Consider the following 15,984-nt stretch of genomic DNA (forward strand, 5'->3'; position numbering starts at 1 on the left):
ATGAGTCGTTTGCGCATCGCCTTACCTCCGCTGGAGGCATTGACGTCGCACACTGAATTCGAGTTCGCACGCCTGGATCACGACAGGCGCGTCAGCCAGACCGGCGTCAGTACATTGTTGCGGCTGGAACAGGAAACCCAGTCGCAGATCGTCGAGTGTTTTCTACATCCCGCCGACAGCGTGCTCACCAGCCTGGAGTTACCGCCGCTATCAGCGGCGAAGATCGGCGCGGCGGTGGCTTGTGCTGCCCAGGCGCTGATATTGGGTGGCACTGAGCGAATGCATGTCGCCCACAGTTCCCGCGATAGTAATGGACAGGTGTGTCTGGCCTGGCTTGCGAAGTCCGATCTGGATCGTTTCGGTGAGTTATTGAGCCTGCATCACTTGAAGCTGCGTGGTCTGTACCCGGCGCCTTATCTCTTGCCGGTGCCACCTGCCGGGCAGGTCAGTGCCTGCGTGCTGGACGGACACTTGTTGCTGCGCCTCAGCTCTGAACAAGGGCGGGTGGAACCGGTGATTCAGCGACGTCTGGATGAGCTGGTGGCCAGTGGTGGCGGATTGCACTGGTTCGGTGATAGCGCGCCAGCGGCAGCGCTCGAACAATCTCCTGCGCAGCAGCGCTGGTCCGGAGCGTCTCCGGGATGGGGGCTGCACGGCGGCGTCGGCAAGACGCTCGGGCCTACACCGGATTGGGGCAGGGCGGTCCTCTGTTGCGCCTTGGCGATTGGCGTATGGGTTCTGGGCTTGAACCTCTACGCTGCCCGTGAAGCCGCCCAAGGTCAGCAACTCAAGGCGCAAATGAGTCTGCAAGTGAAGCAGGCCTTCCCTGAGCTGCCGGTGATCCTCAACCCATTGCAACAGGCCCGTCAGCAATTGGCGGCGCGAAAAAGTGGTGCAGTGGCTGAGGCGAATCAGGGGTTCGCCTACATGGTGCAGCAAGCCGCGAACGCGATGCCCTTTTTAGCGGGCGGCGTGCTACGGCTGACGTTTGATCAAGGCCGATTGCAGTTGGAATTGGCAGTCGACACGCTCCAGGCTGCGGCCGATAGCGCATTGGCGGGGATGGTGAGTGAGGCAGGGCTCGCTGTTAGCCGTGATGCCAACGTGTTGATGTTGAGTCCTCAGGCTGAGCCAGCGTCGGGTACTAGCGACGCCATCATGGATAACGACGATGGGTGATTTTTTGGCGGCGTATCGAGCCCGTGGTTCACTGTGGCGCGCGCAGATTCAAACGCATTGGTGCTCACTCTCTTTACGCGAAAAACGCATGCTCGCGGGCGCCGCAGTGATACTCGGTGGTTTGTTGATCTGGCTGATACTGATCCAGCCGCCGCTGAAAAAGATCGATTACTGGCAAGCCGAAACACCGAAATTACGCTCGCAGTCTGAAGTGCTGGCGCTGGTGCTGCGCGAGTTACCGGCCGCATCCAGCGCGCAGAACCTTGAACAATCGTTGCAGCAAGCGCTCGACGCCAGTGGTCTGGCTGGGCACTACCAACTACACGCCGCAGGCACCGCGTGGCAGTTGACGTTCGAGGCTGCTCCAGCCGATGCGGTCATCAGTTGGTTGTTGAGCAATCCAGTGCAGTTTTCACTGCAAGTGGTCGAGGCTCGTTTGCAGCGTGCAGGCGAAGTCGAGGCCGATGACACGGCAGGCACTCTGTCGGGAACCGTTCGCATGGATCAGGCGCAGGGCGCTAAGGAAGCTTCATGAAGTGGTCAGGTTCCAATTATCTACGCACGGTCGCGCCGTTCCTGTTGTTGGCATTAAGCGCGTGTAACACCTCCACACCACAGAGTTCGCCGCCGTTGCTGGTCGACAGCGAACTCGGTCGGCCACTGGCCAATACCCAGCGCAGCGGTGATGCGGTGGCGGATCGCGAGCGAACGCAGACCCAGGCGCGACCGGTACCCAAGCAATTGCACAACATCACCGAACGCGCACGCACTGGCGGCGCATCACGTGGCGCTACACTGCCGAGCAGTCCGCTGGGTGATCAACCGGTGACGCTGAACTTTGTCGAGGCGGATATTCAAGCCGTGGTGCGCGCGTTGTCGCGTTCGACCGGCCAGCAGTTTCTGGTCGATCCACGGGTCAAGGGCAACCTGACACTGGTCTCGGAAGGCCAGGTGCCGGCCCGCCAGGCCTACGACATGTTGCTCGCGGCATTGCGCATGCAGGGTTTCAGCGTGGTCGATGTTGGCGGGGTCGCGCAGGTGGTGCCGGAAGCCGATGCGAAACTCCTCGGCGGGCCGATCTACAGCGCTGACAAACCCGGCGGTAACGGCATGCTCACCCGTACCTTTCGTTTGCAATACGAGAACGCGGTGAACCTGATCCCGGTGCTGCGCCCGATCGTTTCGCCGAACAACCCGATCAATGCTTATCCGGGCAACAACACCATTGTCGTCACCGATTACGCGGAGAACCTGACCCGCGTCGCGCAGTTGATTGAGAGCATTGATTCGCCGAGCGCCATCGATACCGACGTGGTGCAGATTCAGAATGGCATCGCCGCCGATATTGCGCCGATGGTCGCTGATTTGCTCGACACACCGGGCAACGATCCGACGCAGAAAATCGCGGTGATCGGTGATCCGCGCTCGAACACCATCATCATTCGCGCCGGCAGTCCTGAACGCACGGAACTGGCGCGTAATCTGATCTACAAACTCGACAATGCGCAGAGCAATCCGAGCAATTTGCACGTGGTGTATTTGCGCAATGCGCAGGCGGCGAAACTGGCGCAGGCGCTGCGGGGTTTGCTGACCGGCGAGAGCGACAGCGGCACCAGTGACAGTGCGCGTTCGGTGCTCAGTGCGATGGGCAGCAACACCAATTCCGGTGGGCAGAATGGACAGAGCAGTACACAAACCAGCGGCAGCACATCGACCAGCAACTCCAGCGGCAGCACTGGCGGAAGTTATGCGCAAGGCAGCGGCGGCACCAACAGCAGCGGCGTTCAGGCCAGCGAACAGAACGTCGCTTTCAGCGCCGGCGGCGTGACCATTCAGGCCGACGCGACCACCAACACCTTGCTGATTTCCGCACCGGAACCGCTGTACCGCAACCTGCGTGAAGTCATCGACTTGCTCGACCAACGTCGTGCCCAAGTGGTGATCGAAAGCCTGATCGTCGAAGTTGGCGAGGACGATGCCAGTGAATTCGGTGTGCAGTGGCAGACCGGCAACCTCGGCGGCAAAGGCGTGATCGGTGGCGCCAATCTCGGCGGTTCGGGGATCAATCTCAACGGCAAGACCAGCCTTGATGTGCTGCCGCAAGGTTTGAATTTGGGCTACGTCAACGGCACTGTCGACATCCCCGGCATCGGTAAGATTCTTGATCTGAAAGTGCTGGCCCGGGCCTTGAAGAGCAAGGGCGGCACCAACGTGCTGTCGACGCCGAACCTGCTGACCCTCGATAACGAAGCCGCGAGCATTTTCGTCGGCCAGACCATCCCGTTTGTCAGCGGCAGCTACGTCACCGGCGGCGGTGGTACCAGCAACAACCCGTTCCAGACCGTGACCCGCGAAGAGGTTGGCCTGAAGCTCAACGTGCGCCCGCAGATTTCCGAAGGCGGCACGGTCAAGCTCGACATCTATCAGGAAGTCAGCAGCATCGACGAACGCGCCTCCAACAGCGTGACGTCGGCGGGCATCGTCACCAATAAACGCGCGATCGACACCAGTATTTTGCTCGACGACGGCCAGATAATGGTGCTTGGCGGTTTGCTGCAGGACGGCTATAGCCAGAGCAACGACGCAGTGCCGTGGCTGTCGACGATTCCGGGGATTGGCGCGTTGTTTCGTAACGAGCGCCGGGCGATCTCCAAGACCAACCTGATGGTGTTCCTGCGCCCGTACATCATTCGTGACAGCGAAGCGGGGCGCAGCGTCACCCTCAACCGCTACGACTTCATGCGCCGCGCGCAGGGTGGCTTGCAGCCGGAACGCAGCTGGGCGATGCCGGACATGCAGGCGCCGCAATTGCCGGCGACAGCGCAGGGCGTTCCGGCGGTGGTGCCCACTTCCGGCCCACGCGCAACGATCAAAGCCGTGCCGATTGAAGCAGGCCCACGACTATGAGCCGAATGATGACTGTGGCGAGGGAGCTTGCTCCCGCTCGGGGGCGAAGCCCCCGCAAACCCGGTGCACGAAGGGTGTCCGAAAGAGCCGGTTTGCAAGGTTTGGGGCTGCTACGCAGCCCAGCGGGAGCAAGCTCCCTCGCCCCAGGGGATCGCATTGCCACAGGGGATATCATTCGGCCTGGGAGTCTGGGGATATGAGTTCGCTGCCTTACGCCTGGGCCAAGGCGCAGCGCATTTTGTTGCGCGACGGGGTGTTGACGGTGTGTCCGTCGACACCGGGCTGGTCGATCAGCGAGGCACGCCGCCAGTTCGGCCCGGCGCGGCTGGAGCGCGTGCGCGATGACGAACTCGACGGCCTGCTCGCCACGGCCTACGCCGACACTGGCAGTGCCGCCGCTGTGGTCGGCGCCGCCGAAAACGAAGTCGATCTCGACCGCTTGATGCAAGACATGCCGGAAATCACCGACCTGCTCGACACCCAGGACGGCGCGCCGGTGATCCGCATGATCAACGCGCTGCTGACCCAAGCCGCGCGCGATGAGGCCAGCGACATACACATCGAGCCATTCGAAACCCATTCGGTGGTGCGCTATCGCGTCGACGGCACCCTGCGCGACGTGGTCTCGCCGCGCAAGGCGCTGCACGGCGCGCTGGTCTCGCGGATCAAGATCATGGCGCAACTCGACATCGCCGAAAAACGCCTGCCGCAGGACGGGCGCATCGCCTTGCGCGTGGCCGGACGGCCGATCGACATTCGTGTTTCAACGGTGCCGACCGGCCACGGTGAGCGCGTGGTCATGCGCCTGCTCGACAAACAGGCCGGACGTCTGCACCTGGAAACCTTGGGCATGGACGCGCAGGTGCTGGGCAAGCTCGATCATCTGATCCGCCAGCCCCATGGCATCGTGCTGGTCACCGGCCCGACGGGCAGCGGCAAAACCACCAGCCTTTACGCGGCGTTGGCGCGGCTGGATGCGAGCACCAGCAACATCCTCACCGTCGAAGACCCGGTGGAATATGATCTGCCGGGGATCAGCCAGATTCAGGTCAACGCCAAGATCGACATGACCTTTGCCTTGGCATTGCGCGCCATTCTACGGCAAGACCCGGACATCATCATGATCGGTGAGATCCGCGACCTTGAAACCGCACAAATCGCCGTGCAGGCTTCGCTGACCGGTCACTTGGTGCTGGCGACCCTGCACACCAACGACGCGGTGTCGGCGGTCAACCGTTTGATCGACATGGGCGTCGAGCCGTTTCTGCTGGCGTCATCGATGCTTGGTGTTTTGGCGCAAAGGTTGGTGCGCAGATTGTGCTCGCAGTGCAAACAGGAAGACCCGTCCACGCCGGGCACTTGGCGACCAATCGGCTGCCCCGCCTGCAACCACACCGGTTACAGCGGCCGCACTGGCATCCATGAATTGTTCTGCATCGACGACGACATCCGCACCCTGATCCACCAAGGGGCAGGGGAGCAGGCCTTGCGCGCGGCCGCGGCCAAGGCCGGCATGTTCAGCCTGCGCGAGGACGGTGAACGCTGGATCCGCAGCGGCGCCACCGCTCCAGAAGAAATCCTTCGTGTGACACGGGACGCCTGATGAATCGCTATCGTTTTGAAGCCGCCGATGCCAGCGGCAAGATCGAGTCCGGGCATCTGGAAGCCGACAGTCAGGGCGCCGCTTTCAGTGCGTTGCGCGGGCGCGGTTTGACCGCGCTGTCGGTGCAAAAAGAAAGCAACGTCGCCCAGCATGGCGGCGGACGGTTCAGCGCCAAACTCTCGGACAACGATCTGGCCTGGGCGACGCGGCAACTGGCAAGCCTGCTCGGTGCCAGTCTGCCACTGGAAGCGGCGCTGAGTGCCACGGTTGAGCAGGCCGAAAAAAAACACATCGCCCACACCCTCAGCGCCGTGCGCGCGGACGTACGCAGCGGCATGCGCCTGGCCGAATCGCTGGCCGCACGGCCACGGGATTTTCCCGAGATCTATCGCGCGCTGATTGCGGCGGGGGAAGAGTCCGGCGATCTGGCGCAGGTCATGGAACGGCTGGCCGACTACATCGAGGAACGCAACAACCTGCGCGGCAAGATTCTCACCGCGTTTATCTATCCCGGCGTGGTCGGGCTGGTGTCGATCGGCATCGTGATTTTCCTGCTCAGTTACGTGGTGCCGCAGGTGGTCAGCGCGTTTTCCCAGGCGCGGCAGGATCTGCCGGGGCTGACGCTGGCAATGCTCACAGCCAGTGATTTCATCCGCACATGGGGTTGGTTGTGTGCGGCGATCATGGCTGCGGCGTTCTGGAGTTGGCGGCTGTATTTGCGCAATCCGGTGGCGCGTTTGAGTTGGCATCATCGGGTGCTGAAGTTGCCACTTTTCGGGCGTTTTGTCTTGGGCCTGAACACCGCGCGTTTTGCCTCGACCCTGGCGATTCTCGGTGGTGCGGGGGTGCCGTTATTAAGAGCATTGGAAGCGGCGCGACAAACCTTGTCCAACGACCGCCTGAGCCTGAGCGTCAGCGATGCCACGGCCAAGGTGCGCGAGGGTGTCAATCTCGCGGCGGCACTCAGGGTGGAAAACGTATTCCCGCCGGTACTGATTCACCTGATCGCCAGTGGCGAAAAAACCGGTTCGCTGCCACCGATGCTGGAGCGTGCGGCGCAAACCTTGTCTCGTGATATCGAACGGCGGGCGATGGGTATGACCGCGTTGCTTGAGCCGCTGATGATTGTGGTAATGGGTGGAGTGGTGCTGGTGATTGTGATGGCGGTGTTGTTGCCGATCATTGAGATCAATCAGCTGGTGCAGTAGCGAGGCTGATGGTGCCTGGGCCGACGCCTTTGCGAGCTCGCTCCTATAGACAAAAAAAGCCCTCGTCACCGAGGGCTTTTTTTTACGCATTTACATCGATCAATCAGATCTTGCCGGCGCCGGCCTTGGCCTTGACGTCAGCCGCGACCTTGTCGGCATTCAGCGGTGTGTAGCTGTAAGGCGGGGTCCAGCCGATGTTTGTGCCCCACTTACAGTTCAGCAAGATGCCATTGAGCGTCGAGCCCTGATCAAGATAGGCACTGCCACCGTAATCGCCAGCGATCTTGTCGCAACCACTGATGCCGGAGATTTCGAAGGCGTTCTTCTCGGAGAAGATCTTCGAACTTTTACCGACACCGTGCGCGTAGCTGAACGGGTACACCTTATGGCTGGTGCTGCCCACATGGTAGTTGTTGTACAGATGCACCTGGCCAAAACGTACACGTGGAGCGCGCGCCGAGATGTTTTCGAACAGGGTGTTGTGGATCGTCACCTTGAGCTTGCCATCATCGGTGGTGCGGCTATCGCTGGAACCGATCAGGTTGTTCTTCTCGTGGGACTTGAATGCCGAATACGAGATGGTCACGTAGTTGGCGCCGTTCTTGACGTCCAGGGCACCGTCGTGATGCTGCTTTGGTCGACCGTTGGCGGTGCCGTTCTGGTCATCGGTGCGTCGGCCATCGGTGAATGTTACATGGTCAACCCAGACGTTGTTGGCACCCTCGATGGTCAGACCATCGTATTCCGAGTTCCAGTTACCGGCGCTACCGTCGTTCGCATCCCAGATCGGTTCCGGATCCCACGGATTCTCGATGGTGAGGTTGCGGATGATCACGTCGTTTTCCTTGGCGTAGAAGAAACCTTCGCGGATCTCTGCATTGCTGCTGATACCGACGATGGTGGTTTTGCCAAGAATATCCAGACGCCCACGCTTCTTCATGTCGGCAGTCGTCGTATAAGTCTTGCCTTCGCTGACGTCGATGATCCCGTTGACTTTGATGATCCGGCCGTTGCTCCCCGCGCTGGCGCTGAGTGCGGCTTTCAGTTCGGCAGCGTTTTTAACGGTGTAGATATCGTTGGCTGCGGCTCTGGAGCCGCCCTTGGTGCCGCCGTTTTGCGTGGCCCAGCCAGTCGTGGCAACATCCAGCCAGATGTCGGCTGCATGGGTAGGCAGGCTGGCAAACAAAAGCGAACCGACGATGGCGGTAGCGAGTTTGCTGGCAGTGAAGGTTGAAGGTTTAGTCATGAGTAATCAGATCCTTGATTAACTTGAGTTGTTCAACGCGCAGTACATGACAACGCGTTTCTCGAGCGGACGTCCTTATCGCCGTCGCAGCGAATCGAACGTCCGCTACATGCGAAATACTATCACTGAACTGATACGTTGTCGTACAACATAATGAGCTATGATGAGCACTTATTCGCAAATTCGAGATATTTGTTCCTGATGGACAAACACAGCGTCCAACCGAGTGTTCGTCGAAGACATCGAAGTCTGGCGGAGGAGTTGGTCACCGAACTATCCCGGCGTATTTGCAGCAGCGAACTTGCGCGTGGGACAAAATTGCCGACTGAATCTCAAGTCATGGAGGAGCATGGAGTCAGTCGCACCGTGGTGCGTGAGGCGATGTCGCGCCTGCAAGCCGCTGGCCTGGTGGAAACCCGGCACGGCATCGGCACGTTTGTAAGGGACATCCCGAGCCCGAGCGGTTTTCGCATCGACCCAGCCAGCATTGTCACGTTGCAGGACGTGCTGGCGGTCCTTGAGTTGCGCATCAGCCTGGAGGTTGAAGCGGCTGGCCTGGCCTGTGTGCGACGCACCGACCAGCAACTGCAACTGATGCGCGACTCGCTCGATGCGCTCAACTCCAGAGCGGTCAGTGTCGATTACGCCGTGTCCGCGGACTTTCAGTTTCACCAACAGATTGCGTTGGCCACGGGGAATCGTTATTTCACCGACATCATGTTGCACCTTGGGGTCAGCATCCTTCCGCGCACTCGTTTGCATTCCACGCGGGTCAAGGACAACTCGGAGCCCTATCTGGAGCGCCTGAGTCGCGAACACGAAGACATCTACAGGGCCATTGTCCGACGCGATGTCGATGCCGCGCGTGCCGCGATGCGCCTGCATTTGTCCAACAGTCGCGAGCGAATGCGGCGCGCGTATGAGGCTGCAGCCGTCGAGGCCTTGAACGGTTGAACGCGGGGCTCAGGCGCGTGTCAGGGGTTCGGGCAGGCCTTTCACCCCAGGATTCAAAGCGAAGACACCGCCCGCCAGGGGCTGGTCGCTGAGGTCGATGCCCTGTGGGCGGATCGAGGTGACAAATAGCGTGTCGAGTCGGTCGCCGCCAAACGCGCACATTGTTGGTTTCTTCACTGGCAGCGATAATGAGCGATCGAGTTTCCCGTCCGGCGTAAAGCGCAGCACCTGGCCCGCATCGATCGCACAGATCCAATAGCAGCCTTCAGCGTCCACGGCCGCGCCGTCCGGTCGACCCGGATGGCTGTTCATGTCGACGAAGACGCGGCGGTTGTGCGGCGTGCCACTGTCGATATCGTAATCGAACGCCCAAATAAGTTGCCGGCTCGGGTGCGAGTCTGACAGGTACATCGTGCGGCCATCGGGGCTGAACGCGAGGCCATTCGGCACCACCAGGTCTTCGATTTGCGCAGCAAGATGATCGACGATTCCGTCGTTTTTCGGATCGTAACGATAAAGTGCGCCGACCGCGTCGGCGCCCATGTTGGTCTGCATCGTGCTGGCCCAGAAGCGTCCCTGGCGGTCGCAGCGTCCATCGTTGAAGCGCATCTGCGGCCGGGCATGTTCGACGCCGACGAGTTTTTCTGCGCTCAGGCGACCGTCTGTCTGGGGCGCCAGTTTGAACATTCCACTTTCCTGCGCTCCCAGCCAATGACCCGCCGGACTACGGGCGATGCAGGCGAGCATTTCGTCCGCCTGCCAAGAGTCAGTCTTGCCGTCTGGCTGCCACCGGTGCAAGCGGCCCGCGGGAATATCCACCCAATACAACGCATTCTCCTGAGCTTGCCAGACCGGACTTTCGCCCGTTGCGTTGCGTGCGTCGACGATGAGCTCGGCATTCATTGGTGTGTTTCCGACAGGTCACCGAACGGCCCGGCAGCCGTGAATGCTCCCCCTTGGAACAGGCTGTTGGGATCGTCCGCGGCAGGTTTGGGTTGTTGCTCTATCTGCGCGCGAAAGACTTCCGAGCTGTCCTGCGGGGCAAAGCCCAGGTGAGCGGCATGGCGATTATTCCACCACTGATCACGGTTGTTGGAAACACCGTACACCACGCTGTGTCCGACATCGCTGGCCAGCAGGGCGCGCGCTACCAGGTGCTCCAGGTCTGGATAACTCAGCCAGGTCGAGAGCATTCGCAGATTGCGCGGTTCCGGAAACGATGAGCCGATCCGCAAGCTCACCGTTTCGATGCCATAGCGGTGAAAGTAAAACGTCGCCATGTCCTCGCCGTAAGCCTTGGACAAACCGTAATAGCCATCCGGTCGGCGCAGGGAGTGAGCATCCAGTTCGACGTCTTGCGGGTAGAAACCGGTGACGTGGTTGGAGCTGGCAAAAACAATCCGCTTGACCCCGTGTTGCCGCGCAGCCTCATAAATATGAAAGGTGCCGCAAATATTTGCCGAGAGGATGTCTTCGAAGGGCCGCTCCACTGAAATTCCGCCCAGATGGACGATGGCATCGACGCCTTCGACTAGTGCCGCGACTCCGGCCTTGTCGGCCAGGTTGCAGCTGATCACTTCGTCGTGTTGGCCACGGCTAGGCGCCATGGGGCTGATGTCCGAGGCCCGGACGATTTCGGTGTGAGCCTGCAGGGTTTCTCTGAGGATCTGGCCCAGGCCGCCGGCGGCGCCTGTCAGCAGAATGCGGTTGAAGGGTTTGTGCGAAGCGGGTTGCGTGGTCATGGTCAGGTCTTCCATTGAACTGTCGTTGCGTGTCGGTTTAGGGGCCTGACATTGCCTGGTGAACGATGCGCGATCGCCAGGCAGCATCGGGCCAGTTTTTACATGAAGTTGTACTGGACACCCAAGCGCCAGCGCGCCTGGCGATCGGGGGAGGTGGAGTCGACTTTTACGTCGCCGATTTCCATGAACGGCGCCCATTTCTTGGTGAGTTTGTATTTGACGATCAGGTTCTGTTCGTAATCGCTTTTCTTGTTGTCGTAGCGGATGTAGTCGGTCTTGAAATAGATGAACTGATATTCGTAGGCCCACTTGTTCGCCGGCGTATACCCGAGCCAACCTTCAAAGCGGTTGGTGGTCTGGTCATCCTTGATGTGGTCGGGCATGTCTTCATTGACCTGGTCACGATCCAGTTTCTTGGCGTCCAGGCGATAGCGCGTGGCGACGTAGAAGGCATCGTTGATTTTGTAGTTGTACTTGAGGCCGAACTTGTAAGTGGTCGAGTCCTTCGAGCTGTCCATCTGGAAGGCTGGGGTCAGCGTTGATTGCGCGCTGAGCTTGTAGTTGTAGCTGACTGTGAACTCATGGCCGTTGTTGACCATGTTGTCGTAGGCGACATCTTTGCGGTCACCGGCCGTGCGGTATTTCATCTCCGCTTCAAAGCCCAGTCCACTGTCCAGACGGTAGTTGAACTTGATTCGGTCAGCGTGGGCGCTGTCGTCCTCGGTGTACTGGTGGCGGTAGTTGATGCTGGCAGAGTCAGCGCTGACAGAAGGGCAGGCTGAGGGTCGCGACAGTAACGAGCGTGCGTAGGGTGGTGTTCATACGGTCTTCTTTTTTGTTTTTGTTAGGGGCGTTTGACGTGTACTACGAGCAGCATGGTGTTGCGTATTGATCTCATTTGTGGTGCCGATATACGTTATCGTACGACAAGATGACTCGTCTATGGGTTATTGCTGGTTTAGAAACATATTGTTACAAATGTGCCTTGTGAATAGAGCTTTCAATAGAGGCGTGTTATTCCTTAGTTGTCTTTAAATACGGGCGTTTTGGTTGGATAGGGAGGAAAAATGCAGGGGCTGAAGGTTATTTATTGGGTCTTTTCATGCGTTGTACGATGACATATGATCGGCGACAACAGACGACACTCCTGTCACAAATCCAATAAGAAGGCTAAAGACGTCCATGAGAATCACAGCAGTCAACGTCCAGGTATTTGCCTATCCGACCCGCCGCGCAGTGGACAGCGCCGGTCATGCTCACCCCGGTGATGTCTCCCAAGCCCAAATGGCTTTGCTGCGCATCCAGACCGAAGACGGCAGCGAAGGCTATGCCTTCGGTGCGCCGGAACTGATTCGTCCTTATGTGCTGGACGGTTTTGTGCGCAAAGTGCTGGTCGGGCAGAACGCGTTTGATCGCGAGAAAATCTGGCACGACCTGGCGCACTGGCAGCGCGGCAGTGCCAGCCAGTTGACCGATCGTGCCTTGGCCTTGGTGGAACAAGCGTTGTGGGACTGGGCGGGGCGCAAACTTGGCGTGCCGGTACACAAGTTGATTGGTGGCTTTCGCGACAAGGTCCCGGCTTACGGCTCCACCATGTGCGGCGACGAATTGCCTGGCGGCTTGGCGACGCCAGAAGATTACGGGCGTTTCGCCGAAACCCTGGTCAAGCGTGGCTACAAGGCGATCAAGTTGCACACCTGGATGCCGCCCGTGTCCTTCGCCCCAAGCCCGCGCATCGACGTCAAAGCGTGCGCCGCCGTGCGCGAAGCGGTGGGGCCGGACATCGCCTTGATGCTCGACGGTTATCACTGGTACAGCCGCACCGATGCGCTCTACATCGGGCGCGAGTTGGAGAAGCTCGACTTTGCCTGGTTCGAAGAACCCATGATGGAAGAGTCCGCCGAGTCCTATGCCTGGCTGGCGGGCCAACTGGACATCCCGGTATTGGGACCGGAAACCCTGTCCGGCAAACACCTGAGTCGTGCCAGTTGGGTCAAGCACGACGTCTGCGACATCCTGCGGGCCGGTGTGGCCGGGGTTGGGGGGATCGCACCGTGTCTGAAGGTCGCGCACATGGCCGAGTCCTTCGGCATGGATTGCGAAATCCATGGCAATGGCGCAGCGAACCTGGCGGTGGTCGGGGCGATAAAAAACTGCACCTGGTATGAGCGTGGATTGCTGCACCCGTACCTGGATTACGACGAGGTGCCGGCGTACCTCAAGCGCCTGGTCGATCCGATGGACAACGATGGTTTTGTGCACCTGTCCGATTTACCGGGCCTGGGTGAAGAGATCGATTTCGAGTTTATCGAGACCCATACGCTTAACAGCTTCTGACGTTTACACGGGCGACCCGATGCATGCCGGGCCGTCCGAAAGCCCTATAAATATAAGAAAGGCACTCTCGCTATGAGCATTCTTCCTTCGCTGTGGGCGCGGGTATTGGCGGCCACCCTGGCGGTCGCCGTTTTACCTGTGGCCTATGCCAAGACGCCGGCCGATCAACTGATTGTCGGCATGAGCATGATCAACCTGCTGTCCCTCGACCCGGCGGCAGCCACCGGGCTGGATGTGTCGGAGATCAATGCCAATCTCTATGACATGTTGCTGGTGCAAGACATCGCCCAGCCTGATCGCCTGCTGCCGGCCCTGGCTGAACGTTGGCAGGTCAGCGATGACCGCAAGACCCTGACCTTCACCCTGCGCACCGGCGTGCAGTTCCAGTCCGGTAACCCCTTGACTGCCGAAGACGTCGCCTGGTCGCTGCAACGGGTACTCAAGCTCAACCTGGCGTTGGCCTCGACCTGGAAGGCGTACGGTTTCAGTGCCGAGAACGTCGAGCGCTCTATGCGCGCCACGGACGCCAATACCTTTGTCATTGAGCTGCCACGGTCGACCGATCCGCTGCTGGTGCTCAATACCTTGGCGACCTCGCCAAGTGCGTTCATTCTCGACCGCAAGAAAGTCCTCGAACATCAGAAGAACAACGACATGGGCGCCGCCTGGCTGGTGACCCATGCGGCCGGCAGTGGGGCCTTCGTGCTCAATGACTGGCGTGCCAACGACGTGATTCTGATGAGCCGTTTCGACGGTTACTGGGGCGGCCCGGCTAAGCTCAAGCGCATCGTCATGCGCAACATGACCGAGTCGCAATCGTTGCGCTTGATGATTGAGCGTGGCGACCTGGACATCGCCAAAGGCATGTCCGCCCCGGATATCGAAGCCCTGCAAAACAGCGACAAGGTGCGCACTCAAACCTTGCAGCGCGGCACGCTCTATTACGTAGCGTTGAGTGTGAAGCAACCGATGTTCGCTGACGCACGCGTACGTAAGGCGGTACGTTCACTGATCGACTACCAAGGCATCAACCAGACCGTCATGCCGCACTACGGTGTGATCAATCAACGGCCGCTGCCATTGGGTCTTGCCGCGCGCTTGCCTGATCCCGGTTATCGGCTGAATGTCGATGAAGCAAAAAAACTGTTAGCCGACGCGGGCTACCCCAACGGCTTCAAGACCACCATCCGCGTGTTGGCCGAGCCCCCCTTTATCAACATCGCTTCCAACTTGCAGTCGACGCTGGCTCAAGCCGGGATTGAGGCCAGCATCATCACCGGCACCGGTAACCAGATCTACGGCGCCATGCGTGAGCGCAGCTTTGACATCATCGTCGGACGCGGCGGTGGTGGGGCAGAGCGCCATCCCCACTCCAGTTTGCGCACGCTGGTGTACAACCCGGATAACCGCGACGAGGCCAAGTTGAGTAACTTCCAAGGCTGGCGCACCTTCTTCTACAGCCCTGAGTTGAACCAACTGATCGAGAGCGCTGAAGTCGAGCCTGATGCCAATAAACAACTGGTCCAGTACCGGAAAATCCAGGAGCAACTCGATCAACAGGTGGGCGCTATTCTGCCGGTCTCGCAGATGACCGACACGGTGCTGATCTACGCCGACGTTGCCGATTTTCAGGGACACACGGCAGCGACCACGCGTTACAAAGACGTCTACAAGAAGCGCTGAAAACTGCGCGGGTGACCCCCGCGTCTTTGGTGCACCGGTGACCGATTTATCAGGAGCTCACTATGTTTGTTATGACTGCCTCTGTCATGGGCGCTCGCGCTTCCAATACCGTCCGGCGCGCCAGTACGGTGTTGGTGACGTTGCTAGGCCTGTTGGCCCTGACCTTTGTCATCGGCCGGGTCATGCCGCTCGATCCTGTACTGGCGGTGGTCGGGCCGGACGCGGACAGTTCCACCTACGATCAGGTGTACCGGGCGATGGGGCTGGATAAACCGATCTGGACTCAGTTCGGCCTGTACCTCAACGACTTGCTCCATGGCGATTTCGGCAACGCGCTATTGACCGGTCACCCGGTGCTCGACGATATCCGGCGGGTGTTCCCGGCGACCATCGAACTGGCGACCCTGGCCATTCTGTTCGGTGTTCTGATCGGTTTGCCGCTGGGCGTGTGCGCGGCCAGTAATCAGGGACGCCTTGGGGATCATGTGGCTCGGGTGATCACCTTGTTCGGTTACTCCACGCCGATTTTCTGGCTGGGCATGATGGGCCTGCTGGTGTTCTACGCCTGGCTGGGCTGGGCCGGCGGTGCCGGGCGGATCGACCTGGCCTATGACGGCATGGTTCCCGACGTCACCGGCTTGTTGCTGATCGACTCGGCCCTGGCGCGAGACTGGGAAGCCTTCGCCAGCGCCTTGCGCCATATCGTGTTGCCGGCGCTGATTCTCGGCCTGAACTCGGTGGCCTACATCAGCCGGATGACGCGCAGCTTCATGCTCGAACAGTTATCTCAGGAGTACATCATTACCGCCCGGGTCAAGGGACTGTCACGCCGCCAAGTGGTGTGGGGGCATGCCTTTCGCAACATCCTCGTCCAGCTGCTGACGGTGGTGGCGCTGGCCTATGGCTCGCTGCTCGAAGGCGCGGTGCTCATCGAGACGGTGTTCGCATGGCCCGGCTTCGGCCAGTACCTGACCAGCAGTTTGATGCTCGGCGACATGAACGCGGTGATGGGCTGTGTGTTGGTGATTGGTCTGATCTTTGTCGCGCTCAACCTGATCAGCGATGCCTTGTACAAGGTGTTCGATCCACGCACCCGTTAACGCGCAACGCAGCAGCACTAAAACT

At 59.9% G+C, this 15,984-nt stretch carries 12 protein-coding genes and 1 pseudogene; 9 read left to right on the forward strand and 4 right to left on the reverse strand.

Going from position 1 to position 15,984, the window contains the following annotated elements:
• From gspL to gspF, 5 genes are all read left to right on the forward strand, one after another.
• Nucleotides 1–1,179, forward strand: coding sequence for a type II secretion system protein GspL (gspL, locus tag PSH65_RS14520; RefSeq protein WP_305426988.1), 1,179 nt, complete (start codon nt 1–3; stop codon nt 1,177–1,179).
• Nucleotides 1,172–1,714 carry a type II secretion system protein GspM gene (gene gspM / locus PSH65_RS14525; protein WP_305426691.1) on the forward strand — a complete coding sequence of 181 codons (543 nt, stop codon included), beginning with the start codon at nt 1,172–1,174 and terminating at the stop codon, nt 1,712–1,714. Before gspL ends, gspM begins: the two co-directional genes overlap by 8 nt.
• Entirely contained in the window at nt 1,711–4,086 is a 2,376-nt protein-coding gene (gene gspD / locus PSH65_RS14530) for a type II secretion system secretin GspD (RefSeq protein ID WP_305426692.1), read from the forward strand. The genes gspM and gspD overlap by 4 nt, the downstream gene beginning before the upstream one ends.
• A gap of 196 nt (nt 4,087–4,282) precedes the next feature.
• The gene (gene gspE / locus PSH65_RS14535; protein WP_305426693.1) at nt 4,283–5,689 is read left to right on the forward strand and encodes a type II secretion system ATPase GspE; all 1,407 of its coding nucleotides are present in this window, start codon (nt 4,283–4,285) and stop codon (nt 5,687–5,689) included.
• On the forward strand, nt 5,689–6,897 hold the full coding sequence (gspF, locus tag PSH65_RS14540; protein ID WP_305426694.1) for a type II secretion system inner membrane protein GspF: 1,209 nt from the start codon (nt 5,689–5,691) through the stop codon (nt 6,895–6,897). The genes gspE and gspF overlap by 1 nt, the downstream gene beginning before the upstream one ends.
• A gap of 103 nt (nt 6,898–7,000) precedes the next feature.
• On the opposite strand, the gene PSH65_RS14545 is transcribed toward gspF, so the two are convergent.
• Nucleotides 7,001–8,143 (reverse strand): polysaccharide lyase family 1 protein, encoded by a 1,143-nt coding sequence (locus PSH65_RS14545; RefSeq protein WP_305426695.1) that lies wholly within the window; start codon nt 8,141–8,143, stop codon nt 7,001–7,003.
• A gap of 201 nt (nt 8,144–8,344) precedes the next feature.
• Here PSH65_RS14545 and PSH65_RS14550 point away from each other — a divergent pair, with 201 nt between their 5' ends.
• A complete protein-coding gene (locus tag PSH65_RS14550; protein WP_305426696.1) occupies nt 8,345–9,097 on the forward strand; it encodes a FadR/GntR family transcriptional regulator in 753 nt (250 codons plus the stop codon).
• A 9-nt stretch (nt 9,098–9,106) separates the two neighbouring features.
• Here the strand turns inward: PSH65_RS14550 and PSH65_RS14555 are convergent, their stop codons facing one another.
• The 3 genes and pseudogenes from PSH65_RS14555 to PSH65_RS14565 all read right to left on the reverse strand — a co-directional run bounded on the left by PSH65_RS14555 (nt 9,107) and on the right by PSH65_RS14565 (nt 11,661).
• Nucleotides 9,107–10,000: an SMP-30/gluconolactonase/LRE family protein gene (locus tag PSH65_RS14555; RefSeq protein WP_305426697.1), complete on the reverse strand. Its 894-nt coding sequence runs from the start codon at nt 9,998–10,000 to the stop codon at nt 9,107–9,109.
• Nucleotides 9,997–10,839 (reverse strand): NAD(P)-dependent oxidoreductase, encoded by an 843-nt coding sequence (locus tag PSH65_RS14560; RefSeq protein WP_305426698.1) that lies wholly within the window; start codon nt 10,837–10,839, stop codon nt 9,997–9,999. The genes PSH65_RS14555 and PSH65_RS14560 overlap by 4 nt, the downstream gene beginning before the upstream one ends.
• 98 nt (nt 10,840–10,937) lie before the next feature.
• A pseudogene (locus PSH65_RS14565) lies at nt 10,938–11,661 on the reverse strand (oligogalacturonate-specific porin KdgM family protein).
• A 360-nt stretch (nt 11,662–12,021) separates the two neighbouring features.
• Between PSH65_RS14565 and PSH65_RS14570 the strand changes: the two are divergent.
• From PSH65_RS14570 to PSH65_RS14580, 3 genes are all read left to right on the forward strand, one after another.
• Nucleotides 12,022–13,176, forward strand: a complete 1,155-nt coding sequence (locus PSH65_RS14570; protein WP_305426699.1) for a mandelate racemase family protein — start codon at nt 12,022–12,024, stop codon at nt 13,174–13,176.
• A gap of 72 nt (nt 13,177–13,248) precedes the next feature.
• Complete coding sequence (locus tag PSH65_RS14575; RefSeq protein WP_305426700.1) at nt 13,249–14,859, forward strand: ABC transporter substrate-binding protein; 1,611 nt, start codon at nt 13,249–13,251, stop codon at nt 14,857–14,859.
• A gap of 86 nt (nt 14,860–14,945) precedes the next feature.
• Nucleotides 14,946–15,959 carry an ABC transporter permease gene (locus PSH65_RS14580; RefSeq protein ID WP_370694702.1) on the forward strand — a complete coding sequence of 338 codons (1,014 nt, stop codon included), beginning with the start codon at nt 14,946–14,948 and terminating at the stop codon, nt 15,957–15,959.
• Nucleotides 15,960–15,984 lie beyond the last annotated feature (25 nt).

The sequence above is a fragment of the Pseudomonas sp. FP603 genome (assembly GCF_030687415.1).
Taxonomy (GTDB): Bacteria; Pseudomonadota; Gammaproteobacteria; order Pseudomonadales; family Pseudomonadaceae; genus Aquipseudomonas; species Aquipseudomonas wuhanensis.

What these genes read in the sequence shown, in the direction of transcription:
- gspF (WP_305426694.1), top strand. Translation starts at nt 5,689, where the DNA reads ATGAATCGCTATCGTTTTGAAGCCGCCGATGCCAGCGGCAAGATCGAG.
- PSH65_RS14570 (WP_305426699.1), top strand. Translation starts at nt 12,022, where the DNA reads ATGAGAATCACAGCAGTCAACGTCCAGGTATTTGCCTATCCGACCCGC.
- gspM (WP_305426691.1), top strand. Translation starts at nt 1,172, where the DNA reads ATGGGTGATTTTTTGGCGGCGTATCGAGCCCGTGGTTCACTGTGGCGC.
- PSH65_RS14545 (WP_305426695.1), bottom strand. Translation starts at nt 8,143, where the DNA reads ATGACTAAACCTTCAACCTTCACTGCCAGCAAACTCGCTACCGCCATC.
- PSH65_RS14580 (WP_370694702.1), top strand. Translation starts at nt 14,946, where the DNA reads ATGGGCGCTCGCGCTTCCAATACCGTCCGGCGCGCCAGTACGGTGTTG.
- PSH65_RS14555 (WP_305426697.1), bottom strand. Translation starts at nt 10,000, where the DNA reads ATGAATGCCGAGCTCATCGTCGACGCACGCAACGCAACGGGCGAAAGT.
- gspD (WP_305426692.1), top strand. Translation starts at nt 1,711, where the DNA reads ATGAAGTGGTCAGGTTCCAATTATCTACGCACGGTCGCGCCGTTCCTG.
- gspE (WP_305426693.1), top strand. Translation starts at nt 4,283, where the DNA reads ATGAGTTCGCTGCCTTACGCCTGGGCCAAGGCGCAGCGCATTTTGTTG.
- PSH65_RS14560 (WP_305426698.1), bottom strand. Translation starts at nt 10,839, where the DNA reads ATGACCACGCAACCCGCTTCGCACAAACCCTTCAACCGCATTCTGCTG.
- PSH65_RS14575 (WP_305426700.1), top strand. Translation starts at nt 13,249, where the DNA reads ATGAGCATTCTTCCTTCGCTGTGGGCGCGGGTATTGGCGGCCACCCTG.
- gspL (WP_305426988.1), top strand. Translation starts at nt 1, where the DNA reads ATGAGTCGTTTGCGCATCGCCTTACCTCCGCTGGAGGCATTGACGTCG.
- PSH65_RS14550 (WP_305426696.1), top strand. Translation starts at nt 8,345, where the DNA reads ATGGACAAACACAGCGTCCAACCGAGTGTTCGTCGAAGACATCGAAGT.